Consider the following 21,228-nt stretch of genomic DNA (forward strand, 5'->3'; position numbering starts at 1 on the left):
CTTTCGTGAAAGGTGGAAACATGAAATTCATTTGGAACCGTTACATGCTGGGCGTGGCATTGATCCATGTCCTTGGGCTGCTTGCCTTATTTGCGGTGGTGCCCGCCCATCCGGCTTTTGTCGGTATGGGAATTGCGGCTTACGTCTTTGGCGTCCGCCATGCTTTTGATATCGACCATATCGCCGCAGTGGATAACACGATCCGCAAATTGGTGGCGCAGAAAAAGGATTCCCGGGGCGTTGGCTTCTTCTTTTCCCTGGGGCACTCGACCGTCGTCTTCCTGCTGGCGGTGCTGACGGCCATCTCCGTGCGCTTTGTCGCCAAGCATATGTCCGGGATGCAGGAGATCGGCGGCATCATCGGGGTGACCGTGTCAGGGGTGTTCCTGCTGTTTCTGGCCGTGCTCAATTTCATGCTGTTTACCCAGCTCTGGCGCACGTTCCGCAGAATCCGGGAAGATCGGATCGGGGAAGCGGAGCTTGAGGAGATGTTCGAAGCCAAAGGCTTCTTTACGCGATTTATGGGCAAATGGTTCAAGCTGGTCACGAAAAGCTGGCATATTTACCCGATCGGCTTTCTGTTCGGCCTCGGCTTTGACACCGCCACCGAGATTTCGCTGCTTACGATGTCGGCTGGGGCGGCCAACCAGCAGGTTCCGGTCCTGGGCATCATTGCGCTGCCTTTGCTGTTTGCGGCTGGCATGAGCCTGTTCGACACGCTGGATGGCCTCATGATGACCAAGAGCTATGCCTGGGCCAGTGACCGTCCGATCCGGAAGGTCTACTACAACCTGATCGTCACGGCGATTTCGGTGATCGCCGCCGTGGCAGTCGGCGCGGTGGAACTGGCGCAGATTACGACGGAGAAGCTGCATTTATCCGGCGGCATCTGGGACGTCATCGCAGGCATCGACTTTGGAAATTTGGGTATTTTCCTGGTCGTGGCGTTTCTGGCCATTTGGGGCGTGGCAGTGCTCATTTGGAAAGTTTACCGGATTGAAGAGCGGTATGCGGTGAAAGGGAAAAGTCTATAAGGATCGTGAAAGCAAAAACGGGACCTGCCCGGCGTGATGCCGGCGGGTCCCGTTTTTGGATAAACGCGGTCTGTCTTCATAGGAACGTGCGTCGATAAGCGTTTTTCTTTGTCCGCTAGTTCTTTCGGCGCGGAATCGTCAGTGTCTCCCAAGCGTCCGATTGAATCTGCTTGGCGATGTAAATGATCTGCCCGATATGGCTGGAATAGTGCGACATCTGCCGTTCGATCGCTTCCAGCACCGAATGTGGCTTTTCCCTGATGTAGACGGTCCGCAGCAGGTCATCGCCGCCGAGGGAGCTGAGCGCCTGCAGAAAGACGCCCCAGCCGCGGTTCCAGATGTCCAGCAGCTCATCTCTCGAGGCCACGGTGCCCTCGAACTCGCTGTCCCGGTCGCGGCCTTCTTTTTCCCCGTCGGAATCGAGGAAGTCCGTCCAGCGGGAGATCATATTCCCGCTCATATGATGAACGATAACCGCAATGCTGTTGGAGTCTTCGTTTAACGACCAATTCAGCTTATCGTCCGGAACCTGCGCGATCGCCTTCTCGGCGGAACGCTTCAGCTCGGCGAATTTATCGTTGACCACCCGGAAATATTCAGTTCCGATGTCGTGGGCGCTCATTCCAACCACCTCCGCAATAAAATGACTTCTTCACACCAGTATAGGGGCCGTCCTTCTTTCCCGGCAAGCAGAGAGGTGACTCTACGATACGGTTACTCCGCTTTGGGGCCAGGGGGCACCAGCTTATCGATACCGCCCATATACGGCCGAAGGGCGCTCGGAATGTAAATCGAGCCGTCTTCTTGCTGATGGTTTTCGAGCAGTGGGATCAGAATGCGGGGCGAGGCCACAGCTGTATTGTTCAGCGTATGGCAGTACTGAAGCCTGCCTTCCGCATCGCGGTAGCGGATGTTCGAGCGCCGGGCCTGGAAGTCGAGCAGATTCGACGACGAATGGGTTTCGCCGTAGGCTCCGCGGCTCGGCATCCAGGTTTCGATGTCGTACTGCTTATACGTCTTCTGCGACATGTCTCCGGTGCAGACGGCCATCACCCGGTAAGGAAGCTCCAGCAGCCGCAGGATCTCCTCGGCATGGCCGGTAATTTCCTGAAGCATCGCCTCCGACGCCGCGGGATCGTTCTCGCAGAGGACGACCTGCTCGACCTTGGCGAACTGGTGGACGCGGTACAAGCCGCGTACGTCGCGGCCCGCCGAGCCGATTTCCCGGCGGAAGCAGCTCGACACGCCCGCGAGCCGGATAGGAAGGGCGGCGTCGATCACTTCGTCGCTGTAGTACGACACCAGCGACACCTCCGAAGTACCGACGAGCCACTTGTCCTCACCAGCCAGCTCATAGGTCTGATCCTTCCCGGTAGGGAAGAATCCCGAACGGGCCAGCGCTTCGGGACGGACCATGACCGGCACGTCCATCGGCGTAAATCCGCACGACGCAAGGAGGTCAATTGCCAGCCGCTGCACGGCCAGATGCAGGAAGAGGCCAGCTCCCTTCAAATAATAGCTGCGGCTGCCCGCCGTCTTGACCCCGCGTGGAATATCGAACAGATCATGCAGCTCGCCGAGCGTGACATGATCCTTCATCTCAAAATCGAATTGCCGCGGCGTCCCAATCCGGCGGACTTCCACATTGTCGCTGTCGTCCTTGCCAATCGGCGTGTCCTCCGAGACAACGTTGGGGGCGAGCAGCATCAGTTCCTCAAATTTGCTGGTTGCCTCGCGCAGCCCGGCTTCGCAGCCGTCCAGGCTGCGGTTAATCTCCTTCACTTGGCCCTTAAGCTGCTCCGCGGCTTCGTCCTGGCCCTGCTTCAGCAGCCCCGCGATGCTCTTGGTCAGCTCATTGCGCTGCGCCCTTAGCGATTCCGTCTCCTGCAGCAGCCTTCTTCGCTTCTCGTCCCATTCCAGCAGATCGTCCACCTGAAAGGGAATGTTTTTTTGCTCCGCGACTTGCTGTACCTGCTCCTGATGGTCACGGATGAATTGAATGTTTAGCATCGATACCGTCTCCTTTGTCTCTTTGTCCTGTAAAAATGCAAAAAGCGCCCTCATCCCTTGGGACGAGGAGCGCTTGCTCGCGGTGCCACCCAATTTGACCAGCCTGCCCGAAGGCAGTGCCGATCCGCTTGGTTCCGCGATAACGGACGGAGGCCGGTTAACTTAGAGAGAGAATGGTGAAGCCGCTGCACCGTTGTGCTGCGTACACATGGGAATCGCCATCCGCTCCGGTCGAAAACGCCTCACAGTTGGATGCTGTTCATCGGCGTAATGTCACTGTTCAGTTCTTTGCGGTTTAGTATAGCGTAAACCGATCAAAAGCACAATATACGTACATCCCTTACCTGGATGAATACTCCTCCAAAAGCTTTTGTATGCTTTGGTGAATGCGGAGCAGGCTCTCCACATCGGAAGCGGGGAGCTGCTCGAGGGCATACGCCATGGCTTGGTAGGAGCGGGGCTTAGCCGCCGACCGAAGGGAACGCTCCTGTCCATCAGCGGTAAGGCTCAGTTTGACCTCCCTGCGGTCTGTCTCGGAGATAACACGGTCCACCAATCCCGATTGGACGAGGCCTTCCACTTGAACGCTAAGGGTGCTTTTAGGAGAAGAGAGACGCTCGGTTAATTCTCTTAGTGTCATGCCGGGCGCGGTATACAGCGTGTTCAGGATGGCGAGCTGCAGCACGGTTAATCCCAGGCCCTCCGCGTTGCTGCGGGTAAACTCCAGAAGGCGTTTTTGAATGCCGGAAAAGGATTGAACGACTTCACCGGCCAGCTTGATTTGAGGATCTTGGCGTTCTTGGTGATCCATGGCTAAAGCAACCTTTCGTTTATAAATTTGTTCAATGATGAACAGTTCAAATATGGACAAATTATATGCGGATCTGGGGCATTTTTCAAGGTTCAAATCTCCGATTCCGGGTTAAAAACAAGTACCACATTCTAACGAAAGAAAGGTGATCACGATGATCGGACTCGCGATTTTGTTTTTGATCATTGCCATCGTAGCTGCGATTTTCGGCTTCTTCGGCATCGTTTCTGCGCTCGTTGGCGTCGCAAAGGTGCTGTTCTTCGTCTTCCTGATCCTGTTTATTCTGTCGCTGATTTTTGGCAGAAGACGGAGCAGTTGACGCTAGCTGCGCGCTGATCCCGTTCATACGAACACTCGATAAGAGCAGAAAAGGCTTGCGCCCACATACGTGTGGGACAAGCCTTTTTTGGGTTGAAAAAATTCGAAACGACGTACGTTTTATCCGGTCCGCATGCTGGTGTTTGCAGCAGGCTTTCGCGCGGGCTTCCGCCAAAACAAGGTCAGGCTTTGGGTGGTGCACCAAAGCGCAAACAGCAGAAACAGCACCGACCAGGCGATGGCAGGGAGCACCGTCATGTGAGCCAGGTTGGCCGCGTCACCGGCCTGCCGCGGATTGGTCAAGGAAGTGATGGCCAGGGTAAGCGGCCCGACAACCGATTCTTCCAGGCAAAGGAAGGCGAGCAGAAGGTAATAGAAGTTGCGCACGGTGCTGCCCAGCAAATAAAACACGATGTTCAGCGCCATAAAGATGACGAGCCACCAAACGCCGTAGCTGTTCCGGACAAAAAAGAGCAGGTTGACGGCAGCCAGCAGCGTGATCAGGATCAGCCCTGCGGCCTGCTTGCGTTTCGCGTACCCGTAGAATAGAAGCACAGCGAAGATGGAAGCGATCGTATACCCCGACAGCGAGACGAGCACGGAGCTCCAACCGGAGGATAAATAGGAGTAGGTGGTCCCGCTGTGATCGGCATTGAGCTCGATGCGCAGGACCCTTCCGGAGAGCAGCAGGGTGACGACCGCATGGCCGAACTCATGAATCATCGTATCCAGGGTGCGGAACCAGGAGGAGAACGGGATCAGCCGGGTCAGAATCGCGGATGCGACAAGAAACAATACAGCCTTCAAGGATTTATTCACGGGCAACGGGCAGCTCCTTTCCAAACGGTAACATGCGGATCTAATCTTTTGTTCCATCATACACGATCCAATGAAAAAGGGAAGCGCAGCGGAGCTGCACTTCCCGGTTGTTGCGAAACGAGTATATTGCAGGCGAGCGGCTTACAGATCGTCGAATCCGTTGTCGTCGCCGACTTTGCCGTAGTTGCGGGACTTGGCTTCAAAGAAGTCCGTTTTGGTGGCGTTCAGCGCCTCGTCGGAGAAAGGACGAATCCATGGCATGCAGTTGGAGTCCACGCCTTCGTAACCTTTTTCCATCCCCATCATTTTCAGGCGTTTGTTGGCGATGTACTTGATGTAGTCGGACAGCTCATTCAAATCGATGCCTTTGACCTCGCTGAGCGTGTAGTGAGCCCAGTTCGTTTCCAGCTCAACCGCGCGGTCGATCGTGCGGTAGACGTAGTCCATGTTCTCCTTCGTGTTCAGCTCAGGGAAATCCTTGAGTAGCTGCTTGAACACTTCGCCGAAGAAATAGCAGTGCTGGTTCTCGTCGCGCTGGATGTAGGAGATCATTTGGCTAGTCGCCATCATCTTCTGGTCACGGGCCAGGTTGTAGAAGAAGGCGAACGTGCTGTAGAAGAAAATGCCTTCCAGGATCAGGTCGGCCACAAGTGCTCTAAAGAACGTTTGCGGATTTTGCTCGTCGCGGAACTCCTGGTAGATTTCCGAGATGAAACGGTTGCGGTCGAGCAGCACCGGATCATGCTTCCAGTATTCGAAAATCTCTTTCTGCTCCTGCTCTGATACGATCGAGGACAGCACGTAGGAGTAGGATTGATTGTGCACGACTTCCTGCTGCCCGATGATAGCCGAGATGGCCTCCAGCGAGGAATCGGTAAAATAACGCTTTACGTCGCCGATGAACATCGTCTGCATCGAGTCCAGCACGGCTAGCAAAGAAATGTTGATCTTGAAGGTGCGCTGCTCTTCCGGATCGAGGTTGACGAACTGCTGCGCGTCTTTGGCCATCGGAATTTCGTCGGCGATCCAGTGGTTCAGCAGCAGAACCTTATACAATTTGTACATATGGGGCATGCGGATATCGTTCCAGTTCAGGATGCCCGAGCATTCTCCTTCGATGATGCGGGTCGAGCGGTTCGGCGCTTCGGTGTTAAAAATCTTTTGCATTTGCATACTCGATTCCTCCTCGTAGTTCTGTTTTTACTTGCTTATATATCAACATCCACCGCAGAATGCTGTAATCCATATCAGTTGATCTGCACCAGTGATCTTTAACTTAAGGTTTCGGATAGTCTGCCTCAAATGGTTCATGCAGTATCTTTCCATTCCAGTTGTACTTATCCGTTTAATCGGACGCGTGGCGAGCTCCTGCATTTTGCGAAGCAAAACAGGGAGCAAAGCCGCGCGACGCAAGGGGTCTCCGAGAATCGAGGAGACCACCACTCGCACCGCTCAAACGTAAAAGCGTGTCCCCCATAACCTGCAAAGCAGGAGGGGGACGAAAGCGACTCTCAGCACATATTCACATCAAAAAAATCCGCCACCCGCCGGACATCCACCAACATTCCGGGTGTCCAGAGGGCAGCGCCCTCGGGGCCCTCCCTTGGAAGGGAGGGTTTGGGAGGGATCGAAAAAGGTTTTAGGCTTTAATATCTTTTACGATGCACACGACTCGCACTCTTCAATCGTCAGCGCACGGCTGCGGACGTAGTACGTCGTTTTGATGCCGGCTTTCCAGGCGTGAAGGTGAAGCTCCAGGAATTCCGTCGCGCGGATATCCGGACGAACGTACAGATTGAAGCTTTGAGCCTGGTCGATATGGCGCTGACGCGCCGCGGCCATCTTGATGGACCAATGCTGGTCAATCAGGAATGCCGTTTTGTAATACCAGATCGTCTTCTCGGACAGGTCCGGAGCCGGGTTGGCGATCTTGTAGGTCGTTTTTTCCTCGTAAGACAGAAGGTCGTACAGCGGATCGATGCTGGCGGTGGAGCCGGCAATGATCGAAGTCGAGCCGTTTGGCGCGATAGCGAACAGCCAGGCGTTGCGGACGCCGTTCTGCTGCACTTCCTGCTGGAGCTCTTTCCACTCCTCGGTGGTAACGAACTTGCCTTCATGCTCGCCGTCGACATAACCGCGGCTGGTGAAGTAAGCGCCGTTCTCCCAGTCGGAGCCTTTGAACTTCGGATAGTGGCCTTTTTCTTTGGCCAGCTCCATGCTGGATTTGACGAGCAGGTAGTTGATTTTTTCGTACAAATTGTCGTTATATTCAACCGCTTCGTCGGACTCCCAGCGGATGCCTTCGAGGGCGAGCAGGTGATGCAGGCCGAAGGTGCCGAGTCCAACCGCGCGGTATTGGCTGTTCGTATATTGGGCTTGCAGGACTTCAATGTTGTTGATGTCGATGACGTTATCCAGCATGCGTACCTGGATCGGCACCAGACGGTCCAGCACATTGTCCGGAACGGCACGGGCCAGGTGAATCGAGTTCAGGTTGCAGACGACGAAGTCGCCGGGAACCTTGGAAATGACGATCCGGGTTTGGCCGTCTTTGGTCACGAGTTCTTCTTTTTCCACCACGGTGGCGGACTGGTTCTGCATAATTTCGGTGCACAGGTTGGACGAGTAGATCATGCCGTGTGCACGGTTCGGGTTCGCGCGGTTGACGGTATCCCGGTAGAACATGTACGGCGTGCCGGTTTCCAGCTGCGATTTCATGATGCGCTTCATGATGTCGATCGCAGGCACCGTAATTCTTGGAAGCAGCGGGTGGGCAACCGCTTCGGCGTACTTCTCGCGGAACGATCCTTGACCGACCGTTTCGTCATAATAATCCTCAAGACCCGCCGGACGGCCGTTGGCATCCTTCCAGCCCATGATCTTCTTCACTTCATGCGGGCAGAACAGGCTCCACTCGCTGCGAGCTTCGACCGCCTCCATGAACAGGTCAGGCAGGCACACGCCATGGAACACGTCATGCGCTCTCATGCGCTCGTCACCGTTGTTCAGCTTCAGGTCCAGGAAGGCCAGGATGTCTTTGTGGAAGACGTCCAGGTAGACGGCAACCGCACCTTTACGGGTACCGAGCTGGTCAACGCTGACCGCCGTGTTGTTCAGCTGGCGGATCCAAGGGATGACGCCGGAGCTGGTGTTCTTGTGACCGCGGATGTCGGAGCCGCGCGCCCGGACTTTGCCGAGGTAAACGCCGATGCCGCCGCCCATTTTGCTGAGACGGGCCACGTCGGTATTGGAGTCGAAAATCCCTTCCAACGAGTCGTCCACCGTGTCGATAAAGCAGCTGGACAGCTGACCGGCGACCTTCTTGCCGGCGTTGGACATCGTTGGCGTGGCGGCGGTCATGTACAGGTTGCTCATGGCCCAATACGCTTCCTTCACGAGCTCAAGGCGCTTGTCCTCTGGCTCGGTGTGCATCAGGTACATGGCGATGACCATGTAGCGCTCCTGCGGGAGCTCCATGACGCGTCCGTCGAAATCATGCGCCAGGTAGCGGTCGGACAGGGTCAGCAGCCCGATATAGTCGAACAGCAGGTCGCATTTGTAATCGATGCAGCGGCCCAATTCTTCAATTTGCTCTTTGGTATAGCAGGTGAGGAGCTCCTCGCGGTAGATTCCTTTTTGCACCAGCTCGGTAATGAGAGGGTAGAACGCACCATATGGCTCGTCAGGATAGGCTTTGTAGCGGCGGTTGTAAGCGGCCTTCTTGTACAGGGAGGTCAGCAGCGAGCGCGCTGCGGCGAACTTCCAGTTCGGCTCCTCCTTGGTGACCAGCTCAAGCGCCGACATCGTGAACGCGCTGCTGATTTCGTCGCCGGTGACTTCCTCGCGGCGCAGTTTGCTCTGCACGCCCCGGAGGAGGCGCTCCTTGTCCAGGGTCTCCAGCCCCTCCAGGATTCGGTCGGCATAAACGGAGAGACGGATTTCATCAAAAGCCAGCTGACGGTTGTTCGGTTTGGTAACGAGCTGCGGCATGGTGCAGATCTCCTTTCAAAGTTTGTATATTTGGTATAACGGAAAGTAGGACGATGCTGTTAAGAGGGAGCTCTTGCTGTGCTTGCCCATACAAAAGGCATTTCCGAAGAACCTGAAGCACAGGTACGAAAATGCCGCTAGATCCCGTATGCCCTATTTACGAGCATGGGAAAAAATATCTATCATCCTATGTATAGATATCGACTGGCATCACGCACCTATTCCTCGTAGGCCTTTCGTGAGACAAAACAGGCAGGTCTCCTGACTCCCGAAAATGCGATATTCGGCGCCTTCCCGTCCGCATGACAGACAGTGGCCTTAGCCGATATCGTGCCGAAAGCTCGGAGCTCTCGGCCTTCCGGTTACAGTGGCGGGACCGTGACGGATTCACACCGTGCTTCCCTATTATGAACGCCTGGCAAATTCAGCCGTGTTCACCTGTTTCCACTATATTTGGTTGCTTTCATACTAATTTAACCCAATATCTTGTGTTTGTAAACCTAGTTCCTCTTAAAAGACGAGCAATGAGAATTATACCAGATGGACCCCCGGGGCGCTACTGTGAACCATTGGAGATTAACCTCTAGAGGGGGCTGAAAAGGTAGAAATCGGGCGGAATTTGCAGGAAAAACGCGAATAAAAAATTTTGCGGGCTATCCTTTTGCGATTCCGCAGGCGGTCGGGTACAATAAAATTAGGAATAAAGTTCGATCCGCTTGCAAAAGGATAAAGGAGGCGCACGACCATGGCAATTGCAGAGGTAACGATCATTCCGATCGGAACGGCAACGACCAGCCTGAGCTCCTATGTGGCACAAATGCAGCAGGTGCTGGCGGAGCAGAAGGGGATCAGCTACGAGCTGACGTCGATGAGCACGATCATCGAGGGGGCTCTTCCGGATGTATGGCAGGCGATTGCAGCCCTTCACGAAGCACCGTTCCTGGCGGGCGCGCAGCGCGTATCCACTTCGGTCAAAATCGACGACAGACGGGACAAAGCCTCATCCAGCGCCCAGAAGCTGCAATCGGTCCGCGACAAATTGAAATAAATTCCAATCGCAATGAAGTATTGCATTTTGGAGAAGAAGTTGTATAATAGTTTTTGTTTGACGGAAAATTTCATTTTCCACGCTGGTGTAGCTCAGGGGTAGAGCAACGCACTCGTAATGCGTAGGTCGGGGGTTCAATTCCCTTCACCAGCATCTTTCATAAGCCTTACAGGACGCGGGTTTCCGGATTTCGGAGACCGCGTCTTTTTTGTTGAGTTGGGCGATCTTCTACCATTTTTCTACCTTTAAGTGCGTTTACCCATACCAAATAGTGGAATACACATATTGTAATATTAACTTCTGACAAAGGAGGTACATGTATGAGCGACGGTGTTGTTGGTGGCGTAGGATACGGTTACGGTTTGCACAGCAATGTAGGTGCTATCCTGGTGCTCTTTATTCTTTTGGTAATTATCGTTAAGGCATTCTGTTGGTAATAAAAAGTCAGGAATGAGGAAGTTCCTGCTGGCTAAGTGCTGGCAGGGGCTTTTTTATTTATAAATAAAGTAGTTCCTTACTATCTAGGTCCGTACAGGTTGGTTACTAGGGTAGCACGTGTTGTGCTAATCCCGTCAGCCCGCCGTGGGCTCTCTCGAGACCGAGAAAAAATAGTCTTTTAAACCGCTGACTCTGTCCACAACGCTCAAAGGTTTCTTTCATAGAATAAAACTGATCCTATGAAGAAAGGGGAATATCACATGAGCGAAGTTGGTGGAGTTGGTTATGGTGGCGGCTGGTCGACGAGCGTCGGCATCATTCTCGTCCTCTTTATTCTGCTTGTCATCATCGCGAAAACTTGGGGATATTAATTGCTGAACGGTCCTTAGCCCGCCTGGTCGATCCGGAGGCATGAGACCAACACAAGCGAAGCGCAGTGATCCGTTATGGATCCTGCGCATTTTTTCATATAGAACGTATCCCACGCATAATTTCCTGTCCCCGAAGCCACAATGGGTAGGATGCGATTTGCAGAGAATTAGGAGGTTCCACCCCATGTATTTTTATAAAGAAGACCTGATTAACCTGATCGTACCGGACAAGCCCGATCCCAGCGCTGCCAAGGTGATGCAGGAAACGCTGGGCGGACGCTTCGGCGAAATGCGAACGATGATGCAGTTCTTTTTCCAAAGCAACAATTTCCGCGGGAAAGACACCCAGTTCCGCGATCTGATCCGCGGCGTGTTTTTGGAGGAAATCAGCCACGTCGAGCTGGTGCAGCACACCATCAACCAGCTTCTTACCGGCTCGGGCGCGGAAGGTGCCGGAAATTCGGGGTCGGACGGTGCGCCGCTGGATGAGGCGATCAAGCATGCCAATCCGCACCATTTTATTATGGGAGCCCAAAGCTCGCTTCCGGTCGATGCCGCCGGCAACCCGTGGAACGGCAACTATGTGTATGACCACGGCAACCTGATCAGCAACCTGTTGGACAACCTGGTGCTGGAATCGACAGGGGTGCTGCAAAAATCGCGGATTTACGAAATGAGCACCAACCAGACGTTCCGCGAGACGCTGGCCTTCCTGATCGTACGCGACAATGCGCATCAAAACGCCTTCGCGAAGGCGCTGGAAACGCTCGGTGTCAATTGGGCCAAGCTGTTTCCGGTACCTAACTATGACATCAACAAGTATCCGGAATGCCGCAAGTATGTCGATATGGGCTTCCATAACGCACAATTTAACTTCCGGTTGGACAGTACCCGCATCGGCGAAATTTTCAGCGGACAAACGCCTAGCCGTAACGGCGGGGAGCTGAGAGTGATCCAGCCGCCGGAGGGCTTCCCGGTACCGATGATGCCTGAGCTGGCCGATGAGCACAGCCCTGGGATCACGGATATGAATCGTTAAGGCTGACAGCCTCCCCGGGCTTCTGTAGTCCTAGTAAAGCGTCCCAAGCCTGAATAATCCCGGTACCCCTGGGTAAAATACGGGGGATCATTCCAAGAGGAGGTAAACAGCAATGACGATGGTTCGCGACGTAATGACCAAGGACGTAAAGGTATGCGCACCCCATGATTCGGTCACGGCTGCGGCGCAAATCATGCGCGATGTCAACTGTGGATCGGTTCCGGTCTGCGAAGGCAAAAAAGTGGTAGGTATGATTACCGACCGCGATATCGTGCTGAACTGCGTAGCTGCGGGTAAAGACCCTGGCAGCGTACACTGCCATGACTGCATGACAAGCGGTGTCATTTCGTGCTCGCCGGACACCGATGCTCACGAGTGCGCGCAATTGATGGCCGACCATCAAATCCGCCGCATTCCGGTTGTAGAAAACGGAGAAATGGTAGGGATCTGCGCAATTGGCGACCTGGCGACGATGAACATCCACATCAACGAAGCCGGCGATGCGCTCAGCCAAATTTCTGAACCTCTCCATTAAGAGGACGGCTCTGCAGGGAAACTAGTTCGCAGCAGAAGCACCCGTAAAGCGAAAGCGCGATACGGGTGCTTTTTCGTCTATTGTGGCGTTCAGATTTTCTGTTGACTTCAGGCCAATCGCTCATTACAATAATTTGTAACAACATAGGCGATGGAGTTCGCCTTTAACCGCCCGTGAGCTAATGACTCCTACCAGTGCAGACACTGGTAGGAGTCTATTTTTTTGCAGACATTCCGGCACCGGGACAAGCAGGGGAGCGGTAATTTGCCCCTGAATGAGGAACAATAGGAAAATACATCATAGCTGGGGGGAAACCGCTGTAATGGGAAAACGGATGACGAGGGGAAAACGCAGGTTATATGTATACGCAGGCAAATTCATGCATCTCGCGCTGCTTGGCTATATCGTGAAGTGGTCGGTCATCGGGAGTCTGGTGGGGGTGCTCACAGGCTCCGGATCGGCCTTGTTTCTGGCAGCGCTGGATGCCGTTACGCAGCAGCGTCTGCAGCACCCGTGGCTCCTATGGCTGCTTCCATTTGGGGGAGCCTTGGTGAGCTACCTGTATTGGAAATACGGCAAGGACGCGTCCAAGGGCAACAACTTGATACTAGAGCAGATTCATGACGGCGGCGGAGCTATTCCGCTGCGCATGGCTCCGCTCGTCCTGTTCGGAACGATTCTGACCCATTGGTTCGGCGGCTCGGCCGGACGGGAAGGTACGGCGGTGCAGGTGGGTGGAAGCTTGTCGGAATGGATCGGCAAGAGACTTCGGCTGAGCCCCGCCGACCGTCGCATCATTCTAATGTGCGGCATCAGCAGCGGTTTTGGCTCGGTCTTTGGGACGCCGCTCGCCGGAACAGTCTTCGGGCTTGAGGTGCTTGCGTTGGGAATGATCCGTTACGAAGCGCTGTTTGCCTGTTTTGTGGCGAGCTTTATCGGGGATTTGACCACAAAGGCCTGGGGAATTCATCATATTCACTATTCCGTAAACACGATTCCGGCGATTACGCTGATCACGGTGCTGAAGGTCGTGCTCGCGTCGATGGTGTTCGGCCTGGCCAGCATTTTGTTCAGCGAGCTGACGCATTGGCTGAAGGCGCGGTTCACCGGCTGGTTCCGGAATCCGGCGGTGAAGAGCTTCGCCGGGGGCTGCATCCTGATTGCCGTTGTCTACGCATTCGGCACAAGGGAATACCTCGGGCTTGGCCTTCCGCTGATCGGCGATGCTTTTGAAGGGACGGCGCCAAAGCTGGCGTTTCTCTGGAAAACCGTGTTCACTTCAATTACGCTTGGGGCCGGATTTCAAGGCGGAGAGGTGACTCCGCTCTTCGTCATCGGCGCAACGCTGGGCAGCACGCTGGCGGACTTGCTCCATCTAGCGGTGCCGTTTATGGCAGCCCTCGGTTTTATTGCAGTGTTCAGCGGTGCGACGAATACCCCGATTGCCTGCTTTATTATGGGGATCGAGCTGTTTGGTTCGGGGAATTTGGTGTACATGTTCATCGCCTGCGTCGTCAGTTATTATTTTTCCGGGCATACCGGCATCTATGGTTCGCAGCGGATCGGGGTGTCCAAGTCCAGGCTGCTGCGCCTGCCGGAACAGGCAACGCTGGCTTCGGTCCGAGGGAAGAAGGGAAGGCAGAAGGGGAAAAGGGAGCGCGCCTAATTTTTTTGGCAAGACATCTTCCCCTCTGGGCGCCCTGGGCATATGCTATCCCATCATCGATTGGAGGGATTGCATTGTCTTCTGGAAAGAAAGCCCAAGTAAAACACTTAGCATGGCATGAAACATTGGAAATGCATGAGCTGGTAGCAGCACAGTCCAACGACCTGATCTGCCTGAAAATGGACATCGGCAAGGTCACCGATCCGCAGCTGCATGCCCTGTATAAAGAGGCTATCATGAGCCTGGAGCAAAACATAAAGGACCTGCTGCAGTTTTACCCGCAAGCACCGGTCCCGGCAGCGAGAGGCGGCAAAGCCGAAGCGGCAGACATGACGGGCTTTTATGCCGGCCATTTGCTGGGCAAGGCCAAAGGTTGGGTTCGCAATTACGCGCTTGCGATTACGGAAACGGCAACACCGGCCTTAAGGGAGGTTTTCGTTAAGCATCTGAACAATGCGATCAAACTCCATGCCAAGGTTTTTGATTTTATGGAGGAGCGTTCGCTGTACCCTGCTTACGATCTGGAGCGGCTCCTGGCCAATGATATGGAAAATGCGAAAAAGGCGTTAAGCATGTAACATCTGCACCGCTTGGGGCAAGGGGAAAAAGAGATATCGAGGAAAGTCCGGGAGCCTGGTCCCGGGCTTTCCTCGTTTTTCGGCCAGATCCTACACCGTGAAGCCGGGCCTCCCCAGCTGTTGGCTTATGCAGTATACTTTCCTTAAAGTAATAAATAGTTTACGTGGAACGAATAAATAGTTTACGTGAACCGGATTAACAGTTTAGGAGGTGAACGGATGTGATTATGGTCAGCTCTTGCCTGGCCGGACTGAAGGTCCGCTATAACGGAACGGACAGCCTAAATGACGTGGTTCAGCAATTGGTGGAGCAGAACAGGGCAGTGACGGTCTGCCCCGAACTGCTGGGGGGATTCGTCACCCCGAGAGAGCCTGCGGAGATCGTAGGCGGTGATGGGAGGGACGTACTGGAGGGCCGGGCCAGGGTTGTTGAGAAATCGGGCCGGGACGTCAGCGGTATGTATATTCAGGGGGCTCACCGGACGCTGGAGAAAGCCCGTGAAGTCAGTGCGTCCATGGTGGTGCTCAAAGAGTACAGCCCTTCCTGCGGAAGCGCCATGATATATAACGGTTCCTTCGCCAATGAGAAGGTAGCTGGCAGCGGGGTGACAACCGCCCTGCTGGAACGGGAGGGCATTCGGGTGATGTCCGAAGAGACGTTTCTGGAGGTTTTGGACTCAGGGCTCCTCTAAAATCGCTGGCATCGCTCGTCCATCCCGTAAAAGTTTCGGACAAGTTTGCCGGGGCGGATGAATATATATGACCTTAAAGGAGGTCATATGATGCTCAAGAAGAAACGGTTTCGCAACTATGCGCTCTGGATCAGTATGGTCTCACAGGTGCTTCTGCTGGTGCAGCTGATCGGCCATCTCACAGGCGCGTTTGAACTGTCGGATATGAAGCGGCAAGAGCTCGTGGCGGCCGCAGACCTGGTGCTCGGAATTTTGGCGACGCTGGGGATTATCTCCAACCCGACCAAGCCGAACAGCGGCGGATATAATTTGTAGACGGGAACCCTGCCGTGCAGCCGTCGGCTGCCGGGCAGGGTGTTTTTTTTGCCAAATTCGGGTGTCTCCGTATAGAAATGAATCCGTATGGAAGCTGCATCCCTTCTTGGCGGCGCGATTTCGGGTAGGAACGATCTGTCCCGTTTGATATGATGGAAAGAAAGACTTGCCGGGAGGAGAAGCTTCATGAAAATACTGGTATCAGGATTTGAGCCCTTTGGCGGAAATGCGGTCAATCCGACGGAGCAGCTCGTGCGGGATATCCGGGAGGAGACGTTTGCGGAGGCCGAGATCCGGACGGTTCTGCTTCCGGTCCATTATGACGAATGTGCCGAAAGGCTGCTTGAGGCGGTGCGTGACTTTCAGCCGGACGCCGTAATCTGCTGCGGTCTGGCCGCAGGCCGGACAGCGGTAACGCCGGAGCGGATCGCCGTGAACGTCAAGGACGTTGCGCCGGAAGCGGCTTACGCCGACAACAAAGGGGAGAGACCGCAGGATCTGCCCATTAATCCGGCAGGACCGGACGGATTGTTCTCGCGGCTGCCGATCCGCGAGGCCGTGAACCGGCTGAAGGCGGAGGGGATTCCGGCTGCCGTGTCCGAGTCAGCCGGCACGTTTATTTGCAACAACACGATGTACGCCGTGCTGGATTATATCCGTGAGCAGAAGCTGCCCACGCTGGCGGGTTTTGTTCATTTTCCGGCCTCCACGGAAATGGCGCTGCAGAAGCCGGGCCTGCCTTCGCTGCCGCAGGAAACGATGCTGCGGGCGCTGCGCGTGATCATCCATGCAACGATCGATGCGGCAAAGCAGCAGTGGCAGCCCGCGGTGTAACGGGTATCGCTCACCGCCTGACACCTCCAGGTGCTTGTTCAAAACAAGCGCCGGGGGTGTTTTTTGCTGTTATTGCCCTTCGCCGGCGCGGTGAACCGGACGCTTGATAAAAACGATCAGGGCCGGTTCTTCCGCAGTTTGCCAAGGGAGCAGTTTCCGAATATGATCCGTCTGGCTTCCCATACGACCGGTTCCGGGTGGTAGGAGGAATTCGAATTCGGGCTGGACGTCCTGATGGACGGCTTCCGGCAGAGGCTGACCGACTGATCCGGCGCTAAGCAAAAAAATCAGGGGGACTAGGAAGTCCGCCCTGATTTTTTTCCGTAAAACACCGCAAAGTCCAAATACTTGTACATACAGTCCACGTCTTCAAAGCCGGCCTCTTCCATCCACTGCATTTGATCGGCGGCGGTAGCGTTGATATCCAGGCTTCTGCGTTCAATCGACGCCTGAATGGCATCTTCCGGCAGACCGCTTGCCCTGATTTCTTCCAGCCAGCGTCTCCGGTAATATACGTCCGCCTGGTCGGTATGGCCTTTCACCTGATCGGCATTGACAAAGATGCCGCCTTCATTCAGCAGCCGATGGATCGTGGCGAACAGCTGCCTTTTTTCCGGGTGGGTCAGATGATGAATGGAGAGGGAAGAGACGACGGCATCGTAAGTTTGCGTAAACGGATAACTGCTGTAATCCCCGGTAATATAATCTACATTGGGTGCCCCGTGGAACCGCCGGCGGGCCTCCTGCAGCATGCTGTCGCTTAAATCCATCAGCGTAAGCCGGGCCTCAGGGTATTTGAGCAGTACCATGCTGGAGAACAGGCCTGTTCCGGCCCCCAGATCCAAAATACATGGAGAAGAATTGCCGCACTCCACCAGGGACAGAGCCATCCCGTAAAAGTCGTCGAAGCAGGGAATCAATCCCCTCCGCTGCCGGTCATAATCCTTTGCATTGGCGTCAAAAAGCTTGATCACAGATCTGTCCATCACCATTCTCCTTTACCCGTGGATTGTTGGAATTGACTTCATTGTACCGGCAGTCCGCTAATTATGGAAATATATAAACCGTATTATACTTATAGGTATTTCCTATATCTTTCCTTCTACGGATCAGCATTGATAAGCTCGAGAGAGTTGTGGCGGCAAGGTCCTTTAACCTCGGGAACATCGCGCATTTTCATAGGGCAAATGGACCTGAATGATATTTGTCCAAACCGATTAGCCTTACGCGGCATACGATAGAGTATAAACAGGAGAGAGGGGGAGAAACCATGAGTGGTGTAGGAAACCCATTTACCTCAACGGGAGCCATCCTGGTTCTGTTTATTCTGCTCGTCATCATTACCAAATCCTTTATCTACTAATCCATGGACCCAAGCGGTCCTTGGACAACGAAGCTCCCGCCCTCCGGCGGGGCTTTCGTCATTTCATAAGAAAGGCAGATACCGCAGTATATACATATGGATTGAAAAAGGAAATATAGACAAGTAAATGGGAGAATGGATTAGTATACAGAGGGAAATAGCGCATACATGCAGTTTTGGGTTCGGACGATTATAACGCTATAATGAAAAACAGTGAACCATCGGACCCGGCGAACCTGAGAGTGGGGAGCCCGCTTGAACCTCTCGCAACATTTCATGAACGGATAGCAGCACGATCAGCCCTACAGATACAACTTTATATCCACAGGAGGGATTATTTCTTGTTTTTGAACTGGATCAAACAAGGCTTCTTTAGCAATGTCAGAAAAGATATTTTGTCCGGTCTAACCGTTGCCTTTGCGCTTATTCCCGAAGCGATCGCGTTCTCTATTATGGCCGGCGTGGATCCGATGGTCGGTCTCTACGCATCCTTTGTGATTGCCGTCAGCATTTCGTTTTTCGGCGGACGCCCGGGGATGATTTCGGCGGCCACCGGTGCCATGGCATCCTTGATGGGACCGATCGTTGCCAAGTACGGGATCGAGTATTTGTTTGCGACTACAGTGCTGACCGGCATTCTGCAGTGGATCATGGGGGCGCTGAAATTCGGGCGCTTCATCACATTTATCCCGCAATCGGTCATCGTGGGCTTTGTTAACGCGCTGGCGATCGTTATTTTTATGGCGCAGCTGCCGAATTTTGAAGGGGCTACCTGGATCATGTACTTGATGGTGGCCGCGACGCTGCTGATCATTTATCTGTTCCCGCTGCTCACCAAAGCAGTGCCTTCAGCGCTTGTCGCCATTATCGTCATGACGATCATTTCGGTGCTGACCCATGCCGATGTCCGTACCGTTGGCGATATGGGTACCATTACGCAGTCGCTTCCCGCATTTCATGTTCCGTCGGTTCCCTTGTCGTTTCATATGTTCCTGACGATTATGCCTTACGCGCTGGCGCTCGCGGTCGTTGGCATGACCGAGACGCTCTTGACCGCCAACCTGGTGGATGAGCTGACCGATACCGGCAGCAACAAAAACCGTGAGATCAAAGGGCAGTAGGGCATCGCCAACATCCTCACCGGCTTTTTCGGCGGGATGGCGGGCTGCGCCATGATCGGCCAGACGGTCATCAACGTAAAGTCGGGGGGCCGCTCCCGGCTGTCGACCTTTATCGCCGGCGCCTTTCTGCTGTTCCTGATCCTCGTGCTCGGCGATGTCGTCAGGCAGGTGCCGATGGCAGCGCTGGTGGGCGTTATGATCATGGTGTCGGTGGGCACGTTCGACTGGCATTCATTAAGAACGATGAACAAGGTGCCGCTGGGCGACACGATCGTCATGGTCGTGACCGTCGTGATCGTGGTGGCCACGTCCAATCTGGCGATCGGCGTTGTGACCGGAGTCATTCTGAGCGCTCTGAATTTTGGGTGGAAAATGGCACGTATTCAAGCGCAGACCCATATCGATGAGCATGGGGTAAAGGTGTACGAAATCAAAGGGCAGATGTTTTTCGGAACGATGAACCATTTTGTGCATCTCTTCCATTACCAGGAGGATCCGGAGCTGATTGCGATTGACTTTTCCCACTCCCACGTTTGGGATCAGTCGGGCGTGAACGCCGTGTCCAAGGTGCTGGCCAAATATGAGGCGCTGGACAAAAAGGTGGCCGTTCGGGGATTGAATCCGGAGAGCCAGCGTATCATCGACAAGATTGGCGTAGCCTCGGTATCGTCCCATTAACCATCTCGTAAAACCTGCATTTTATATACGATAGGAGAACAGCCTTCCGGCATGCCGGAAGGCTTTTTTGCGTAGTTATCCGCTTGAGGAGCGAACGCTACCTCACCATTTTCTCATAAATATTAAACCCGCTCTCATGCTGGCCCTTCAGCGTAAAGCCGGCCCCGCTGTACAACCGGTTCAAGCCGGGGTTGTCGGCGATGCAGTCGAGACGGATTCGGTCTTTGCCCTGGAACCTTATTCCGGTCAATGCCCAGTGCAGAATGGCGCTGCCAAGACCCGTTCCCCCGAATTCGCGTTCAATGGCCAGCCGGTGCAGATAGACAGAGGTATCGTGCCCCTCCTCGCCCCACAGGTTGCGGTCCCATTCGCTCGCATGCTGCTGGAGGATGACGATGGCGGCAAGGCGCTCCTCCTTTTTGAACAGGAAGACGTCCCCTCGCAGGACCGCCTCGTTGATATGATGCCTGTCTTCGCCGGTCAGCAGCTGATTCCATTGCTTGGAGCCTATGCTCTGAAGCCATTGCGCGGTTCGAAACAGCAGTCCCTGCGCGGCTGTGACATCTTCCGGACCTGCCTGAACGGCACGGATTTCCGGGGTAACCCACTCCTGATTGATGATAAAATGATCTGCTTTTGCCTGCTTCATACATCCACCCTCCAAGCGTTACATATGTTCTTATTGTAAGAAGCCGTGAAGAATTAGGCAATGCTTCATACCGGAGCGGTCCGGAGATTTTTACGTGAATCAGGAGCTCTGAAGACGTGGGGCGGCAGCCGCGTCCAGGCCGTTAGCAAGCGGTCAGCATCGTATGTACCAGAGGGTTGGGAGGGAGGATTATGAAGAAACAAAACTTTATCGCCATCATGGCACCGTTGGCTGAATTCGACCAGCTGCAGTCGGGCGTGCCGGCATCGCTCACGATCGCCCAGGCGGCCCACGAATCCGCCTGGGGTACGAGCGAGCTGGCAGTGAAGGCCAACAATCTGTTCGGCATCAAGGGACAGGGCACCGCAGGAAGCATGCGCCTGCAGACCACCGAGTACGTTCGCGGCGTGGCCGGCCGGGTGATAGCCGACTTCCGCGCGTACAACAGCTGGGCCGAATCGGTGGCCGATCACTCAAGCTTACTGGTGAACGGCGTGTCCTGGGACCGTGACAAGTATGCCGGCGCGCTCCGCACGGACGGGCGATCCGCCGCCGCCGCGATGGGCGCCGCCGGTTATGCCACGGACCCGGAGTATGCAGATAAGCTAATCCGGATTATTGACCAGTATAACCTGGACCAATACGATGCCTGGAAGGAGGGGGCGCATATGACCCCTGAGGAAAAGGCGGCATTTAGCGAGCTGCAGAACACGGTTGCGAAGCAGGCAGAATGGATCAAGCAGCAGCAGGCGCTGTTAAGCATGCCCTGCCCGGACTGGGCAAAGGAGGCATACCGCTATTACAAGCCTTATATTGCAGATGAAACGGGAAGTTATGATTTCTGGCGGCAGCTGGTGATCCAGTACCGCAAAGAGAAGGGAATCAAGGTCGTTTCGGATCAAGACTGACGGCACTTACA

24 protein-coding genes, 1 tRNA gene, 1 pseudogene and 2 riboswitches are annotated in these 21,228 nt (G+C 54.5%); of the genes and pseudogenes, 18 read left to right on the forward strand and 8 right to left on the reverse strand.

Annotated elements, in window-relative coordinates:
- The first annotated feature begins 20 nt into the window (after nucleotides 1-20).
- Complete coding sequence (locus ABID47_RS20230) at nucleotides 21-1,034, forward strand: HoxN/HupN/NixA family nickel/cobalt transporter (protein ID WP_354499390.1); 1,014 nt, start codon at nucleotides 21-23, stop codon at nucleotides 1,032-1,034.
- Between the two features lie 115 nt (nucleotides 1,035-1,149).
- Here ABID47_RS20230 and ABID47_RS20235 read toward each other — a convergent pair whose 3' ends face one another.
- Entirely contained in the window at nucleotides 1,150-1,656 is a 507-nt protein-coding gene (locus ABID47_RS20235; RefSeq protein WP_354499392.1) for a DUF1572 family protein, read from the reverse strand.
- 92 nt (nucleotides 1,657-1,748) lie between these two features.
- Nucleotides 1,749-3,044, reverse strand: coding sequence for a serine--tRNA ligase (gene serS / locus ABID47_RS20240; protein WP_354499394.1), 1,296 nt, complete (start codon nucleotides 3,042-3,044; stop codon nucleotides 1,749-1,751).
- On the opposite strand from serS, the gene ABID47_RS20245 reads away from it, so the two are divergent.
- Nucleotides 3,034-3,210: a hypothetical protein gene (locus ABID47_RS20245; RefSeq protein ID WP_181909153.1), complete on the forward strand. Its 177-nt coding sequence runs from the start codon at nucleotides 3,034-3,036 to the stop codon at nucleotides 3,208-3,210. The two genes, serS and ABID47_RS20245, sit on opposite strands and share 11 nt — an antisense overlap.
- Before the next feature lie 174 nt (nucleotides 3,211-3,384).
- On the opposite strand, the gene ABID47_RS20250 is transcribed toward ABID47_RS20245, so the two are convergent.
- The gene (locus tag ABID47_RS20250; protein ID WP_354499396.1) at nucleotides 3,385-3,855 is read right to left on the reverse strand and encodes a MarR family winged helix-turn-helix transcriptional regulator; all 471 of its coding nucleotides are present in this window, start codon (nucleotides 3,853-3,855) and stop codon (nucleotides 3,385-3,387) included.
- Between the two features lie 154 nt (nucleotides 3,856-4,009).
- Here ABID47_RS20250 and ABID47_RS20255 point away from each other — a divergent pair, with 154 nt between their 5' ends.
- Nucleotides 4,010-4,174, forward strand: a complete 165-nt coding sequence (locus ABID47_RS20255) for a DUF1328 domain-containing protein (protein WP_076172824.1) — start codon at nucleotides 4,010-4,012, stop codon at nucleotides 4,172-4,174.
- A 119-nt stretch (nucleotides 4,175-4,293) separates the two neighbouring features.
- Here the strand turns inward: ABID47_RS20255 and ABID47_RS20260 are convergent, their stop codons facing one another.
- From ABID47_RS20260 to ABID47_RS20270, 3 genes are all read right to left on the reverse strand, one after another.
- Complete coding sequence (locus tag ABID47_RS20260) at nucleotides 4,294-4,992, reverse strand: M50 family metallopeptidase (RefSeq protein WP_076172968.1); 699 nt, start codon at nucleotides 4,990-4,992, stop codon at nucleotides 4,294-4,296.
- A gap of 141 nt (nucleotides 4,993-5,133) precedes the next feature.
- A complete protein-coding gene (locus ABID47_RS20265) occupies nucleotides 5,134-6,165 on the reverse strand; it encodes a ribonucleotide-diphosphate reductase subunit beta (RefSeq protein ID WP_076172825.1) in 1,032 nt (343 codons plus the stop codon).
- A 483-nt stretch (nucleotides 6,166-6,648) separates the two neighbouring features.
- Nucleotides 6,649-8,982: a ribonucleoside-diphosphate reductase subunit alpha gene (locus ABID47_RS20270; RefSeq protein WP_354499399.1), complete on the reverse strand. Its 2,334-nt coding sequence runs from the start codon at nucleotides 8,980-8,982 to the stop codon at nucleotides 6,649-6,651.
- A 234-nt stretch (nucleotides 8,983-9,216) separates the two neighbouring features.
- Nucleotides 9,217-9,439, reverse strand: a riboswitch (cobalamin riboswitch).
- Between the two features lie 288 nt (nucleotides 9,440-9,727).
- On the opposite strand from ABID47_RS20270, the gene ABID47_RS20275 reads away from it, so the two are divergent.
- The 12 genes from ABID47_RS20275 (at nucleotide 9,728) to ABID47_RS20330 (ending at nucleotide 16,702) form a co-directional block, all read left to right on the forward strand.
- Nucleotides 9,728-10,030 (forward strand): MTH1187 family thiamine-binding protein, encoded by a 303-nt coding sequence (locus ABID47_RS20275; protein ID WP_116232813.1) that lies wholly within the window; start codon nucleotides 9,728-9,730, stop codon nucleotides 10,028-10,030.
- Nucleotides 10,031-10,111: 81 nt separating this feature from the next.
- Nucleotides 10,112-10,183 (forward strand) — tRNA-Thr (locus ABID47_RS20280).
- A 167-nt stretch (nucleotides 10,184-10,350) separates the two neighbouring features.
- Nucleotides 10,351-10,467, forward strand: a complete 117-nt coding sequence (locus ABID47_RS20285; RefSeq protein WP_208837126.1) for a YjcZ family sporulation protein — start codon at nucleotides 10,351-10,353, stop codon at nucleotides 10,465-10,467.
- Nucleotides 10,468-10,728: 261 nt separating this feature from the next.
- Nucleotides 10,729-10,839 carry a sporulation protein YjcZ gene (locus ABID47_RS20290; RefSeq protein WP_105445680.1) on the forward strand — a complete coding sequence of 37 codons (111 nt, stop codon included), beginning with the start codon at nucleotides 10,729-10,731 and terminating at the stop codon, nucleotides 10,837-10,839.
- A gap of 184 nt (nucleotides 10,840-11,023) precedes the next feature.
- Nucleotides 11,024-11,878 carry a manganese catalase family protein gene (locus ABID47_RS20295; RefSeq protein ID WP_116232761.1) on the forward strand — a complete coding sequence of 285 codons (855 nt, stop codon included), beginning with the start codon at nucleotides 11,024-11,026 and terminating at the stop codon, nucleotides 11,876-11,878.
- 112 nt (nucleotides 11,879-11,990) lie between these two features.
- Nucleotides 11,991-12,413, forward strand: coding sequence for a CBS domain-containing protein (locus ABID47_RS20300; RefSeq protein WP_354499402.1), 423 nt, complete (start codon nucleotides 11,991-11,993; stop codon nucleotides 12,411-12,413).
- A 137-nt stretch (nucleotides 12,414-12,550) separates the two neighbouring features.
- Nucleotides 12,551-12,611: riboswitch (Fluoride riboswitch) on the forward strand.
- Nucleotides 12,612-12,747: 136 nt separating this feature from the next.
- Nucleotides 12,748-14,079 carry a voltage-gated chloride channel family protein gene (locus tag ABID47_RS20305; protein WP_435530653.1) on the forward strand — a complete coding sequence of 444 codons (1,332 nt, stop codon included), beginning with the start codon at nucleotides 12,748-12,750 and terminating at the stop codon, nucleotides 14,077-14,079.
- 131 nt (nucleotides 14,080-14,210) lie between these two features.
- Complete coding sequence (locus ABID47_RS20310) at nucleotides 14,211-14,657, forward strand: spore coat protein (protein WP_354499404.1); 447 nt, start codon at nucleotides 14,211-14,213, stop codon at nucleotides 14,655-14,657.
- Nucleotides 14,658-14,878: 221 nt separating this feature from the next.
- Nucleotides 14,879-15,349 carry a 2-thiouracil desulfurase family protein gene (locus ABID47_RS20315; protein WP_354499406.1) on the forward strand — a complete coding sequence of 157 codons (471 nt, stop codon included), beginning with the start codon at nucleotides 14,879-14,881 and terminating at the stop codon, nucleotides 15,347-15,349.
- 87 nt (nucleotides 15,350-15,436) lie between these two features.
- Nucleotides 15,437-15,664 (forward strand): phage holin, encoded by a 228-nt coding sequence (locus ABID47_RS20320; protein ID WP_094599702.1) that lies wholly within the window; start codon nucleotides 15,437-15,439, stop codon nucleotides 15,662-15,664.
- 186 nt (nucleotides 15,665-15,850) lie between these two features.
- Entirely contained in the window at nucleotides 15,851-16,498 is a 648-nt protein-coding gene (locus tag ABID47_RS20325; RefSeq protein ID WP_354499408.1) for a pyroglutamyl-peptidase I, read from the forward strand.
- 63 nt (nucleotides 16,499-16,561) lie between these two features.
- Nucleotides 16,562-16,702, forward strand: coding sequence for a hypothetical protein (locus ABID47_RS20330; RefSeq protein ID WP_354499410.1), 141 nt, complete (start codon nucleotides 16,562-16,564; stop codon nucleotides 16,700-16,702).
- Nucleotides 16,703-16,794: 92 nt separating this feature from the next.
- On the opposite strand, the gene ABID47_RS20335 is transcribed toward ABID47_RS20330, so the two are convergent.
- A complete protein-coding gene (locus ABID47_RS20335) occupies nucleotides 16,795-17,484 on the reverse strand; it encodes a class I SAM-dependent methyltransferase (RefSeq protein ID WP_354499412.1) in 690 nt (229 codons plus the stop codon).
- 284 nt (nucleotides 17,485-17,768) lie between these two features.
- Between ABID47_RS20335 and ABID47_RS20340 the strand changes: the two genes are divergently transcribed.
- Both ABID47_RS20340 and ABID47_RS20345 read left to right on the forward strand, forming a co-directional pair.
- Nucleotides 17,769-17,861: a sporulation protein YjcZ gene (locus ABID47_RS20340; protein ID WP_084203986.1), complete on the forward strand. Its 93-nt coding sequence runs from the start codon at nucleotides 17,769-17,771 to the stop codon at nucleotides 17,859-17,861.
- Between the two features lie 347 nt (nucleotides 17,862-18,208).
- Nucleotides 18,209-19,660: pseudogene (locus tag ABID47_RS20345) on the forward strand (SulP family inorganic anion transporter).
- A gap of 97 nt (nucleotides 19,661-19,757) precedes the next feature.
- Here ABID47_RS20345 and ABID47_RS20350 read toward each other — a convergent pair.
- Nucleotides 19,758-20,309: a GNAT family N-acetyltransferase gene (locus ABID47_RS20350; RefSeq protein ID WP_354499414.1), complete on the reverse strand. Its 552-nt coding sequence runs from the start codon at nucleotides 20,307-20,309 to the stop codon at nucleotides 19,758-19,760.
- Nucleotides 20,310-20,500: 191 nt separating this feature from the next.
- On the opposite strand from ABID47_RS20350, the gene ABID47_RS20355 reads away from it, so the two are divergent.
- Entirely contained in the window at nucleotides 20,501-21,217 is a 717-nt protein-coding gene (locus ABID47_RS20355; RefSeq protein ID WP_354499416.1) for a glycoside hydrolase family 73 protein, read from the forward strand.
- Nucleotides 21,218-21,228 lie beyond the last annotated feature (11 nt).

The organism is Paenibacillus favisporus, assembly GCF_040545415.1.
Lineage (GTDB): Bacteria > Bacillota > Bacilli > Paenibacillales > Paenibacillaceae > Paenibacillus_AQ > Paenibacillus_AQ favisporus.